Origin of the sequence: Streptomonospora nanhaiensis (genome assembly GCF_013410565.1) — a bacterium.
GTDB lineage: Bacteria > Actinomycetota > Actinomycetes > Streptosporangiales > Streptosporangiaceae > Streptomonospora > Streptomonospora nanhaiensis.
The window spans coordinates 4,600,331-4,613,074 of record NZ_JACCFO010000001.1 but is presented as its reverse complement, the minus strand read 5'-3'; the positions used below and the strand labels follow the sequence as shown (position 1 = coordinate 4,613,074).

5 protein-coding genes are annotated in these 12,744 nt (G+C 73.8%); all 5 read right to left on the bottom strand.

The annotated features are described in order from the left end of the window. Positions 1 to 12: 12 nt before the first annotated feature. Positions 13 to 1,188, bottom strand: coding sequence for a C40 family peptidase (locus HNR12_RS20425; RefSeq protein ID WP_179769099.1), 1,176 nt, complete (start codon positions 1,186 to 1,188; stop codon positions 13 to 15). Positions 1,189 to 1,230: 42 nt separating this feature from the next. Further along, entirely contained in the window at positions 1,231 to 1,887 is a 657-nt protein-coding gene (locus HNR12_RS20420) for a hypothetical protein (protein WP_179769098.1), read from the bottom strand. Between the two features lie 66 nt (positions 1,888 to 1,953). Further along, a complete protein-coding gene (locus HNR12_RS20415) occupies positions 1,954 to 4,257 on the bottom strand; it encodes a type IV secretion system protein (protein ID WP_179770762.1) in 2,304 nt (767 codons plus the stop codon). Between the two features lie 92 nt (positions 4,258 to 4,349). Then, positions 4,350 to 6,860: an ATP-binding protein gene (locus tag HNR12_RS20410; protein WP_179769097.1), complete on the bottom strand. Its 2,511-nt coding sequence runs from the start codon at positions 6,858 to 6,860 to the stop codon at positions 4,350 to 4,352. Positions 6,861 to 6,969: 109 nt separating this feature from the next. After that, positions 6,970 to 12,735, bottom strand: coding sequence for a TcpE family conjugal transfer membrane protein (locus HNR12_RS20405; RefSeq protein ID WP_179769096.1), 5,766 nt, complete (start codon positions 12,733 to 12,735; stop codon positions 6,970 to 6,972). Positions 12,736 to 12,744 lie beyond the last annotated feature (9 nt).

Here is a 12,744-nt window from a genome sequence, read left to right as displayed (position 1 = left end):
GCTGAAGGGCGCTTACCGCTCCTGGGTCTGGAGCTGCGCTGCAACATCGGGATGCTCCAGCGGGCGAGTGAACCCGAGGACCGGCGAGCGGCCAGCCGCATGGTACTCCCGCACCGCGATCGGCCCGCAGTCGGTGCACCACGCCTCCACCATCAGGCCGTCACCCACGACCATTCCGACATGCCCGGGGCCCGGAGGTTCACCCGGACGCTGCACATCGAAAAACACAAGGTCTCCAGGCTGCTCCCGGCCCTCGGGAACACGTGGCCCGAACGACCACTGGTCCTGCGAGACCCGGGGAATGGACACCCCGATGCTCTCGTAGGCCCGCATGACCAGCCCCGAGCAGTCGAATGCGTTGGGGCCCGTTCCCCCCCACAGGTATGGTTTTCCGCGCTGGTCCAGCGCCCAGTCGACGACCGCCTGACTGAGGTCGTCCGGCGCCTGCCCAATGGGCACGCCCTCCGCGTCCAGTTCGCAGTTGACGGCCGTTTCGATCGCCGTGCTGGTCTCGAACTCGCCTGCGTCGTAGTTCTCGGCCCACGTCATGACCTCGTCGACGTACCACCACGCGTGGTTGTATCCGAAAATCGCCTGCCGCAGGTCTTCTCGGGCGCCATGGGCGATCAGGTAGTCGGCGGCCGCCGGGATGGCGTCCGCGGGGTCGTAGACGTTGACGACTCCATCACCGTTGCCGTCCTGGCCGTAACCTTCCTCAGGTCGATCCTCGACGTCCATGATCGGTTCTCCGCCCCAACTGTTGCCGGCGGCGGAGCCGTCGAGCGCACCGAACTGCATCGGTCCGGCGGCGCCCCAGTCGTTGTGGCCCTCAGTGATTCCGGGCCCGTCCCAGCGCCCGTGCTTGCTTTCGACCTGCCCGATACCCGCGAGGACGTTCCAGGGGATGCCCTTGTCCTCGCCGACCTCCCGGTAGATCCGCAGGTAGTTCTCGGGTATCGAATCCTCGGCGTATCCGCTTGCCTGGGCCTGCTGCGCGTCTTCTTCCGAAATGCAGCGCAACCCTCCGACTGCGTTGAGGATGCCGGGACTCATCGCGGTCATGGGGATGAGGACGATACCCACAACAAGAGCACCCACTACCGCGACACCGACCAGGACGGCGAGCCGGGTCGCGCACGAGCCGGCGTCGCTGCCTTGCGGAGACCGCTCCGCGAAGAGCGCGATCATCGGGTCACCGCCTCACTCCATGGTCCGCGCCACTCCATCGAGTCAGCCCTCTCCGAGGTTCCCGCTGTCTGCGGGCTGGAAATCGAAGACTCGCCATTCGCCGCGTTCCTCCACCACGGTTATGGCGAACTCCCCAAGGTTCTCGGTGGCCCCGTCGGTACCCTGCGTGATCGACTGCGCCTCTACAACGAACACCACCGACTCGTCGTCGAAACTGCGGATCCGGTCGACGTTGGCCCGGCCTTGTGCCACGGCCTCCTGCTGTGCCATCTCCTCCCAAAGCGCTCCCGCGCCGGAGCTTTCGGCGAGTGTCTCGGCATAGTCGGCGGTGGCGAGTTCCTCCAGTGACCCGTAGTAGGCCGCAGGCGGCTGCGAATAGTCGATCGTCCCGTACGCCGCCGCAAACCGCTGTGCGGTAGCCGCAGCTCCCTTGAGCTCGTCCTCGGTGAACGGCAGCCAGTCCTGCACGTCCATGTCGTCGGCGGCTGTTGTAGGGATGGGGCTGGGAGGCACCACATCGGAGTTGGCGGCCCCCCCCGCCTCGTCCTGCCCGGACTCGGGGGCGTTGTCCGCCTCCGCACCGTCGTCGCCGCCGTCTCGCCAACCGCCCGTGCTGAGATAGACGCCGAAGACGACGAGAACAACGACCAGAACGCCGAAAAGAAGGCGCTGCTGGCCATCAGTGAGGGGTTTGGGCATCTGAGGGGTTCCTCGGGTCCGACTCGCTTACGGATGATCGGTCGCTGCTCTTCAGCCGACGCCCAGTCAGTCGTCGTCTCGCAGCCAGAATGGGACGTCGCGCTCCGTGTCACGCCGGCGCTGCGCCGTTCCCGTCCAGAAAGGACTTATCGGAGCGTCCTTGCTGGTTCTGGCTGAACCGCTGATCCAGTTCCCGCCTTCACGGTCTCCACCTGATGGCGCGCCCTGCTGCGGTCGAGGAGGCAGCGGCCGCCCTTCCCTGGTACGAGGCGTCCCCCACCGCGATCCTCGGTTCGCCGTTCCCTGAGGTGGAGTGGCGGTTCTGCCGCGGAAGATTCCAGTGCCGGTGCTGGGTGCCGGGCGTGCGTCTCCTTGAGGACGGTCGGCGGGCTCGGCACCGCTCCGAGGAGGCGCGGAAGCCGAACTTCCCGCGCCGGAGCTGAAGACAGCGGCCCATCCCGTATCACCCGTACCCGTGTAGCCGCCGGAAGGTCGGGGAGGAATCGCGCCGCTCGAACCGTGCGATGCAGCCCGCGAACTCCCCCCGCCGATCCCACCGGACGCGGCCTCGCTGAGCCGCGGCGCCTGGGATGAACTGCGGCCGGTCGCCGCGGCACCAGCCGCACGCCCGCGTTCCGCCTCAGTGTTGTCGGTCTGCCTCAGCCGAAGCGGCGGAGGTGCGGCGTTACCGCGTACCCGCCCGTATCCACCGACTCCGCGTGCACGGCGGGGTTCTCCCGGTTGCGCACCGTCCGCGACCGCGGGGTCGGCAATGGACTGGCGAGCAGCCTCGCCCTGTTCAGCCGCGCCAATCCCGGCACCTCCCACCGGGACTGCACCGGCCGCAGCGGCCAGATGCGGCGCCTGCCTCAGTCCCCACCTTTGGGCCCGCATATAGGCGACAGGCGGAAGCACGTTCGCGCTCCTACTGAGGGCGCTGCTGGCCACCGCGTCACTGACCATTCGGGATGTAAAGGTGTTGGCGTTTATGGAAGCAAACAGATGGGTGAACGGACGGCGGTAGATGAAGAGCGCCAAGGTGAACAGCGCCAGCAGGATCATCTGCAAGCCCCATCCGAGATCTGTGGCCATAACGAGGCCGTAACACATCACCAGAATGGATATAAGAAGAACAACAAACACTTGCTTGAGCAGCATACCCAGCAGCATTTCAAACCAGCGCAGGAGCACAGTGCGCCCGTAACCGGGGTGAATTCCAATAAGCAGGAATACCGGCGACAGTAGAAGAAGCAGGAGGAACCCGATCTTCAGCACGATCAGCGCGACTGAGCCCGCCAAAATGAGCCCGCCCGCGAATATCGATGCGAAGAGAGCCAGAGTCGCGACTCCGAGCCTGCTGCCCTGCTGCTCTCCCTCGAAGAGGGGATAAACCTCGGGGTAGGTGTTTTCAATGTCTGCGGCGATCTCCTCATAGGATTGACGCTTGTCCTCATACAATTGGGTGGCATCAAGATCACCGTCCGCAATCTGTTGCTGCTCAGCCCTGCTGATTCCCTGGGCCGCAAGAAGATCAGTTCCGTGGCGAGCAGCGACAACATTAGCAACAGGGCCTGTTCCGAACTCGCCCGCAACCCATGGTCGGCATACCAATCCCGACCATAGCATCTGCGAGTTTTTCCTGACCGCGAAGTCGTTCTGGCTTTCCCACTCGGCCCTTTGGACCTCCTCCGCTCCCCGTGGGCATGTCTGGGAAGCTCCCGGGGGCGTGACCCGCGAAACCGCGGAGTTCACTAGTTGCCCACCGGAGTTCACGATGTTTCCGGCGTAAGAGAGGATCTGTCCCGGGTTCACGAGGATCCACATGGCCAGGACCGTTGCCAGGACCATCCAGACCGAACTCTCGATGGTCAGGGTGACACGCTTGCGGATCAACCCGTACCAGCCCAGCCACACCGCCCCAAGAATGATCACGGTCGGCAGGAGCGGCCGCCACACCCCTTCGCGGAGTTCGACGATCACCGACTCGACCAGAGCGTTGAAACTCTCCAGCAGGCCGTCGCTCGTCGCCGCCTGGTAGACGGTGATCGTGGACTGGTTGATCGTCTTCGACAGGTTCCAGGCGGTGTTGCTCAGGGTGGCGACCGAGGCGGAGCCCAGTTTGTCGACGCAGGACTCGCGGATCACGTGCCACTGCTGGCCCGCTGTCCCGTACTGGCCGTAGATGCTGGAGTCCGGCGGCAGGCCGTCGGGCGAGGCGGCCACGGCCTCGGCGGACTGCGGCGGCACCAGGAGGCCGTCGGCTCCGCTGCCGGCGGCCTCGGGTTGGGGGGCGGGTTCGCCCTCGCAGACGGGGGCGGCCTGGGCGCTGCTGAGGGGGGTCAGCAGGAAGGCCGCCATGAGCAGGGTCATGACGAGGCCGCGCTTGAGGCGGCGTTGGCGCGGGCGGCCGGCGGGCGGGTGGGTGGGGGTGTCCGTGGGCGCGCCGGTCGGATGCGTGAACGTCACTGGTGGTGCCCCGTCCTCGTGGTGCCTCCCGCGCTGCCCGTCCCAACGAGGGCGCCGGGGCCGGCGGTGTCGTCTTCGGCGGTATCGGGTCGTTGCCGGGTGGGGTTGGTGTCCAGCCACGCCAGTAGCTCCTCGGACACCAGGTCGACGGCGATGCGCCCGGCGCGGCCGTCGAGGTCTCGGAAGATGCACTCGCCGTTGCCGAGGTTGCGGAGCATCGCCTGGTGCTCCTCGGACGGGTCGACGCCCAGCAGCGCCATCACGCTCTCCACCTCGAACCGCTCACTGGAGCGGAACGCGAACACGCTCGACAGGCAGTTGGTGACCTGCTCGTTGAGGAGGTCACCGGCGTTCTGGCTCACCAGGATCAGGGCGGTGTTGCGCGAGCGGCCCATCCGCGACACCTCCGGCACGAGCTTGGCGCCCTCCGGGGTGGAGGTCACCGCCCACGCCTCGTCGAGGAAGATGGCCTTGGGCAGGTGGCGGTCGATGCCGTTCATCAACCGCCGCGCGAACTGGCTCACCAGGTAGAGCAGGGCGACGCTCAGCCGCTGCTCGTAGGAGTAGTCGTCGCGCTGGATCGTGGAGTCGGGCAGGGTCAGGCCGCCCAGCGTGAACACGGTGGTCCAGCCCTCCGTGTCGATCTGGGTCTGGCCCTTGGGGTCGAAGCACAGCCCCGCCAGCCGCATCTCCGACATGGAGCGCAGCACCGCGCCCAGGTTGCGCGAGGCCGCGTCGTCGGAGTCCTCAAGGTAGGCGACGACCTTCGCCAGGCTCGGGCGCGGCTGGTTGGCCACGGCCGCGACCGCCTGGATCATGGCCGACTCCCGCTCCTCGCTCATGCGGGGCAGCAGCAGCCGCAGGGTCTCGGTGGCCATGGTTTTCTGGGTCGAGAGGTCGTCGCCGAACGAGAACGGGTCGAGCAGGCCGGGCTCGGCCGAGGCCATCGACATGATCCGCGCCTTGCGGCCGCGCCGCTGCAGCAGCCGCACCAGCGACTCGGCGTCGCCCTTGGGGTCGATGGCGGCCACGGTGACCCCGCGCAGCGCCAACTGGTAGATCAGCAGCAGCGCCAGCGTGGTCTTGCCGCCGCCGGGCTCGCCGGTGATCGCGATGGCGGTGGGCCGGTTGCGGGCCGCCGCCACCATGGGGTCGAAGTGGACGATGGAGCGCGCCCGCCCCAGGGTCTCGCCGATGTAGGGGCCGGTCCAGCCGGCGCCGCTGGAGTCCCGGCGGTCGCCGAGGTCGATGGTGGCGGTGGGCATGCCCCCGGCGATGGTGCGCAGCGGCTGGCGCTGGGCGTAGGCGTTGAGCCGGATCCGGTCGCCCGGCAGCGACTCCGAGAACAGCGCGAACTGGTCGCCGGTGGAGTTCACGACGTCGATGCCGATGTCGCGGTAGTGCTCCACCACCGCCTCGACCCGCTGCACCAGCAGGTCCTCGGTGGGCGCCGACACCATCAGCCGGTGCCAGCCGTACACGAACGGCAGCCGCTCCTTGGTGATGCCGTGCTCCAGCATCCGCGCGGCGTCGATCTGCTCGGCGAGCGCGATGGGCGCGGGCACCCCCGCCTCGCGGATGTGGGCGTCCATGTCGCGGGCGTGGGCGAGCTTGCGCCCGACGTCCTTGCTGGCCTTGGCCGGCGGGATGAGCTTCATCCGCAGCGAGATCTCGACCGGGAACGGCAGCGCGTCGGCGTAGTGCAGCCACGGCTCGCCGTCGGGGAACGGCATGAGGTCGGGAAACCTCGAGAACGACAGGTGCGCGATGTAGGTGGACCCGGTGGGCTGGTCCAGCCGCAGCAGCGACCGCCCGTTGTGGATCACGCCCTCGACCAGCTGCTCGATCTCGCCCCGGCCCCACGTGCGCCGGCCCGCCGCCGAGCGCCGGTCCTCCTCGATGGTCCCGGTGACCGCGTGCCGGATCAGCCACGCGACCTCGTCGGAGGTGGCGTGGCGGGCGTGCAGGGAGCTGGCCGCAAGGGCCCGCCCCAGGCGCTCGGCCTGGTCGGTCCAGCGGGCGATCTCCTTGGCGTCGATCGCGTCGTCCTCCATGCCCAGGATCTGCTCGCCCCGCTGGTAGGCCGACAGGAACTGGGCGAACACGCTCTGCGACAGCTGGCCGCGCACGCCGCCGCGCAGGCCCAGTCGCACGCCCAGGTAGACCTCCTTGGTCCAGAAGTCCTTGGCCCACACGTGCCGGTACATCTCGTCGAGGTAGTCGTACCACCCCGGCCCGGAGTCGGAGGTGCCGTCGAGCCGGGTGGCCCACTCCGCCGCCGGGTAGGTGCGGTGGGCCACGCGCAGGTGGACCTCGGCGTCGTTCATCCGGATGGCGGCCAGCGCGATCGTGATGTTGGTGGCGAGCGCCTCGCGCTCCTCCGGCGTGGCGAACTCGTAGGAGACCGTCGGCAGCCGGAAGTAGGCCCAGGCGTCGGCTTCGCTGAGCAGGATGCGGTCGTCGAAGTAGCGGACCGAAAGGCGGGTTCCGCCTCTGCTGCCGATCATCGAGTGCCCTCCCGGATGTCGTGTGCAGCGTGGTGGGGTGTGCGGTGCGGGGGCCGCCGCGCGGACGCCGCGACCGCGGGCCGGGCCCCCGCCGTGGTGGTTCGAGGGGTCATCGGCGGGCCTCCGGCGCCCGCCGGGGGCCGTTGCCGCCGCCCGGTGCGGCCGGCCCCGCCCCGGGGCCCGGGGCGGCCGCCAGGCCGTGCATCAGCACCCCGCCGAGGGCCGCGTGCGCGCGCCGCGTGGTGGCGCGCAGCGCGCCGGTGTCGACCACCTTGCCGGCCGCCAGGTGGTCGTCCCACGGGACGCGCACGATCGCCCGGCAGCGGCCGCGCGCCACCTGCTCGGCGGCGTCGACGTCGGCGAGGCTGCGCTTGCTGACCCCGTTGATGACGACCACGGCCTTGGACCGCAGCGCGGCGTAGCCGTGCCCGTCGAGCCACTCGAAGGTCATGGCGACGGCGCGGGCGGCGTCCTCGCTGGCCGGCGCCACCAGCACCATGCCGTCGGCCACCGGCAGCGCGCGCGCCACCCCGGTTGCGGCGGGGTCCAGCAGCGCGACCTCGTAAAACTGCTCCAGCAGGCCGGCCAGCCCCGCGTAGTCGCGGTCGTCCAGGGTCTGCACGTAGGGGTCGTCCAGGGTGGAGACGACCTCCAGGCCGCTGGGCGACTGGGAGGTGTAGCGGCGCATGCCCAGGTAGCCGTGGACGGCCTCGGCGTTGGCGAGCAGCGAGGTGAGGGTCTCGGGGGTCTCGGCCCGCACGCGCCGCGACAGCCCGCCGCCGCCGGGGTTGACGTCGACGGCCACCACGCGTTCGTCGCGGTAGGCCGCGAGGGTGTGGCCGAGCATGAGGGTGGTGACGGTCTGCCCGGCGCCGCCGGTGCAGCCCAGCACCACCACGGTGCGGGGGGCGGGCAGCGCGGTGCGCAGGCGCTCGATGTCGCCGGGCGGGAGGTCGGACTTCGCCGCCGCCGTGGACCCGCCGGTGACCACTCGCGCCAGTCGGCGCCATCCGCGCGTGGCGCCGGAGTCGGACTCCGCGGCCGGGCGGCCGGCGCCGCCGTTGCCCCGGGCGCGCTGGGAGGGGGTGCCGTTGGGGGTGTCGCCGAGCCGCTGCTGCTCGCCGGTGCCGTGGTCGAGTTGGAGCGACGGCTTGTCGGCGTGGGTGTCGGCGGACGTGCCGGGTGCGGTGCCCGTGGCGCCGGGGGCGGCGGTCCGGGCGGCCGGGGTGTCGGGGTGGGCGCGCGTGTGGTCGGCGCCGCGCCGGCCGGTCTCGGCCGGGCGCTCGGGCGCCTCCTGCGGTGCGGGCTCCGGCGGGGTACCCGGCGGGGTCTGGCCGAAGAGGTGGCTGAGGCGGCGGGCGTTCTGCGCGACGCGGCTGAACACGTTGTCGTCGCCGGCGGCGGGGGTGCGGGAGCGGCCCGTGCGCGGGCGCGCCGAGGGCTCCGAGGGTGCGGCGGTGTCGGCGGAGTCGGAGGGGTCGGCGGTGCGTCCGGGGGCGGCGGAGGGGTGCCCGCCGGTGGGGTTGGCCCTGATGGTCCGGGCCAGCCGGGTGGAGCGCTCGCCGCCGGTGGCGGGGTCGCCGCCGTCCTGGGCCGCCGGAGGCCTGCCGCCGGGTTCGGCGGCTCGGAGGTCGCCGTCGCCGCCGTCGGGGGATCCGGTGCGCTGGGCGAGGTCGCGGCGGCGGGCGCGGATGGCCGCGGCCTCGGCGGCCTCGAGGTCGGCGGCCGTGGTGCGCTGCGGGGCGTTGACGTGGCCGAAGGACTCGTGCTCGCCGGTGCCGTGGTCGAGTTCGAGGGGCGGCTTGGCGGGCGCGTCCGGGTGGCCGGCTTCGCCGGTACCGGCGGCCGCCCGCCGGCCGTCGCCGGGGTCGCTGTCGTGGCTCCGGGCGCCCCGGCCGGTCGCGGCCGGGCCCGGCGTGTCCCGGTCGGGGGCGGAGGGGCCGGATGCGTCGGGGCTGCCGGCGGGCTCGGAGGCGGTGTCGGCCGCGGGGCGGCGGTCGGCGCGACGGATCTGCTCGCTCGCCTCGTCCGCGGCGGGGGCGGGGTCGGTGTGCGGGGCGCGGGCGGTGTTCCGACGCGGGTCCTCGGCGGGCGCGGGCTCGGGGGTGCCCTCGGCGGCGGCACGCTGAGCGGCGGTGCCGCGCTCTCGTCCGGTGGCGTCGTCGGGCACCGTGCCCGGCGCGCTCTCGGCGCGGGCGGACGACTCGACGGTGTCGCCACCGCGGGCGCGCTCCGGTTCGGCGGCCGCGCGGTCGGCCGGGCCGTGCTCGGCGGGCGCGGGGGTGTCGGCGAACCAGGAGACGGGACGGCGCGGCTGCTGCCCGCCGGTCGCCTCGGCGAAGCGCGGCGGGGGCGGCGGCGGGGTGTCGGCGTGGCTGAGGTACCGGTCCAGGACCTCCAGCCGGTCCGCCGGGACGCGGGGCTCGGAGTCGCCGCCGCGCTCGCGCGGGGGTTCCGGACCGGACGCGGCCTCCGCGTCGTCCCGCGAGGCGGCCGAGGCAGCCTCGGGCTCCTCGGTCCCGGCTCCGGCTCCGGCGGCGGAGGGCCCCGCGGTGCCCGTGTCGGCCGAGGCGGCGGCGCCCCGGTCGGTGGCGGGCGAGCCACCGGTTTCCCCGGTGTCCTCGATGTCCCGGGCGGGGCGGGCCGCTGCGGGCTCCTCCGCGCCGGCTTCTGGCGAGTCCGCGTCCGCCACGGCGGGCGCGGCGGTGGCGTCCGCACCCGCACCGGTCGCGGGCCGCTCCGGGGCGGCCGCCCGCGTGCGGTCCCCGGTGGCGGGGTCGGCGTCGTCCCGGTCGTCCCGGTCGTCCCGCGCGCGGCTCGCGCGCGGCGGCGCCGACGCGGCCGCGTTCGCGACGTCGGAAAGGCTTTCGTGCTCGCCGGTGCCGTGGTCGAGCTGAAGTGCGGGCTTGGGCGCCGACAGGTCGGGGATGCGCGGCGCGTCGGCGGCAGCCGGATGCGGCGATTCGGAGCCCGCGGCCGGGGAGCGTCCGGGGTCCATCCGGGGCGCGTCTCCGGGGGCAGGTTCGGCGCCGGGCTCGCGCTCGGCGGCCGTGTCCGCTGCGGCACCCGCGGCCTCGGCGGCGGGGCGGGGGTCGCCCGCGGGCCGGTCCGCCTCAGCCGGGTCCTGACCGGCCGCGGTGTCCGGCGCGGACGGGGCCGCCGGGTCCGTGTCGGGGGTGCGCGACGCGGCGCGGGGCGCGGGCGCACGCTCCTCGGGCGCCGCCATGGCGCGGCTGACCTCGGTCAGGCTCTCGTGCTCACCCGTGCCGTGGTCGAGCTGCAGCGGCGGCTTGCCCTCAGCCTGCGCCCGCGCGGGCCGGGCGGACTTGTCGCCGGTGGACTCCTCGTCGGCGGACTCCCCCGCTCCCTCCGACAGGGCACGGGTGACCTCGGTCAGGCTCTCGTGCTCACCCGTACCGTGGTCGAGCTGCAGCGGCGGCTTGTTCTCGGGCTCGGGCTCGGCCGCCGCCTCGGCGGCCTCGCGCGCGGCCCGCGGCTGGGCATCCTCGGCGGCCGCGCCGGGCGCGGTGCCCTCGGCCTCCGCCGCCTCCGGCGCGGGCTCCGGCTCCGCCTCGCGACGGTCGCCGGTGCGGCCGGGCCGCCCTTCGTCGACGCCGACGGTGCCCGGCGGCGCCGAGAACACCCGGACGACCTCGGAGAGGCTTTCGTGCTCGCCGGTGCCGTGGTCGAGTTGCAGGTGGGGCTTGCGCTCGCCCGGCTCCGCGGTGCCGGCGGACGCGCGGTTTGGCTCGGGCGCGCTCGGCGGAACCGCGTCCGCGCGCGGGGACGCGGGCTCGGCGCGTTCGGCGGGGCGGTCGTCGCGCGGCGCGCGCTGCTCGGCGGCGCTGTCGAGCGGGGTGGGCAGGTCCCACGGCGCGGCGTGCGGGCGCTGCTGGAGGCGGCGGGCGCGCAGCGAGGGGCGGGCGGGTTCGGTGGGCTCGGGGCCGCCGAGGCCCTGGCCGGTGGCGCGCGGCGGCGGCGCGGCGGCCCGCGCGCGCTCGCGGGCGCGCTCGGACTCGCGGTCCGACGGCGCGGCGGATCCGGCGTCCTCCTGCCCGGCTCCTGAAACGGCGTCGGCCGCGTCGCGTTCGCGTTCGAGGCGGCGGGTGACCAGGACGCCCTGGATGCGGCCGCGCAGGCGGCGCTGCGGGCCGGGCCGGTCCGCGGCGTCGGGTTCGGCGGGGTCGCCCTCGGAGCCGGTGCCGGAGCGCTCCCGGCGCTCCCACGGGCGGGAGCGGCCGAACGCGCCGGAGCGCGCGGCGGAGTCGTCGCGGGGGCGCTCGGGGGAGGCCGGGGCGTCGGGGTCGCCGGCCGGCAGCGGCTCGGCGGCCGCCTCGTGGCCGGCGTCGGCGCGCTCGGGCGCGGCGGGGTCGGCGTTCCGGGCGCGCGGGGCCTCGGCCGGCGTGGGCGGCGCCGCCATCATCTCCTCGGCGCGGCGGCGCGCCGAGGTGTCGCGGTCGGGCGCCGGATCGCCCGACGGAGCGGGGTCGTGGGCGGCCTCGGGGCGGTCGGGGACCGGCTCGGCCGGGGTGTCGCGGTGCTCGGGCGCCGCCTCGGGAGCGGAGTACGCGGCCGCGGGGGCGCCTGCGGTGTCCCGCCGGTCCGGCCGGACGCCGTGGTCGGGGGACCGCTCGTCGGTGTAGTCGGCGAGGTGCGCGGCGAGTTCGGCCGGGGTGCGGGCGGCCCCGGGGATGGGACCGGTGTGCCCGGACGGACGGCGGCCGCGCCCCCGGACGGTCTGGGACTCGCGCCGGGCGGGGTCGGTGCCGGACCCGGTGGCCGGCTTCTCCAGCGCGAAGCCGAAGTAGTTGAGGACCTTCTTGCCGACACCGCGCCGGGGGGTGCCGCGCTCGCGGCCGTAGTCGCGCTCCCACACGCGCCGCTGGTCGAGCGAGTCGGGTTCGGCGGCCTCGGGCAGCGGCAGGGGGGCGGGGTCGGGGCGGGGGTCCGCGGCGCGGCCGGGCCGCAGCCCGTTCTCGCGCGCGGACCGGAAGGCGGTCTCGCGCTCGGCCTCGCCCGGGTCGTCCTGGGGCTCGACCCGGCGGGGCGCGGGGTCGGCCGCGCGCGGCTCGGCGGGCTCCGGCTCCCACTCCCACGGCTCGTCGTCGGGCGTGTCGGCGAACGCGGCCTCGCGCTCGGCCACCCGCTCGCGGACCGAGGGCGGGGGCTCGGCGGGGATGTAGGGACCGGCCGCGGCCCAGTTGGCGGAGTCGTCGGACTCCGCGCGCGGTTGAGCGGCGGCGGGCTGGTCGCCGTTCCACAGCGGCGCGGGATCGGGGTTTTCGGTCGGTCCCGAACCGGCGTGCGCCCGCGCGCCGTGCCCGTTGGGCGAGGCGGGCAGAACCTCGTCCAGCGACGGTGCCTGGCGGGCGGTGCGGCGCGGGGCGGGCGGGGCCGCCTCGGCGCCGCGGTCGGTGCGGCGGGCGCGGGTGCGCTCGGCGGCCTTGGCGGCCTTGGCGGCCGAACGCGCGCCGCGCTTTCGGGGTGCGGGCAGCGGCCCCGCCGCGGGGTCGCGGTGCCACACGCGTACGGCGACCCGGATCTCACCCGGCTCGCGCTCGGGCGCCAGCCGGGTGTAGACGCGGGCCTCGGTGACGTAGCGGACCTGGGAGACGACGAGTTCGCTGAGGCGCTTGCCCTCGATCACCGGCCGGGTGGCCAGGAAGGCGATGACGAACGGCGGCACCAGCCACACGACGTGCCAGGGGGTCTCGAAGGGGACGCCGAGCAGCCCCATGAGCATCAGCCAGACGGCGAACACGCCCAGGAGAACACCAAGGTAGACGACCGAGACCGGCTGCGGCAGCCGGAAATCGTAGAGCTTGTACAGCCGTTTCTCGATACGCCAGATGTTGGTGTACGTGGGCAGGTCCACGTCTCCGGC

Bases quoted from the DNA above. Each gene is read 5' to 3' on its own strand.
- HNR12_RS20425 (WP_179769099.1), bottom strand. From the start codon at position 1,188: ATGATCGCGCTCTTCGCGGAGCGGTCTCCGCAAGGCAGCGACGCCGGC.
- HNR12_RS20420 (WP_179769098.1), bottom strand. From the start codon at position 1,887: ATGCCCAAACCCCTCACTGATGGCCAGCAGCGCCTTCTTTTCGGCGTT.
- HNR12_RS20415 (WP_179770762.1), bottom strand. From the start codon at position 4,257: ATGACCCTGCTCATGGCGGCCTTCCTGCTGACCCCCCTCAGCAGCGCC.
- HNR12_RS20410 (WP_179769097.1), bottom strand. From the start codon at position 6,860: ATGATCGGCAGCAGAGGCGGAACCCGCCTTTCGGTCCGCTACTTCGAC.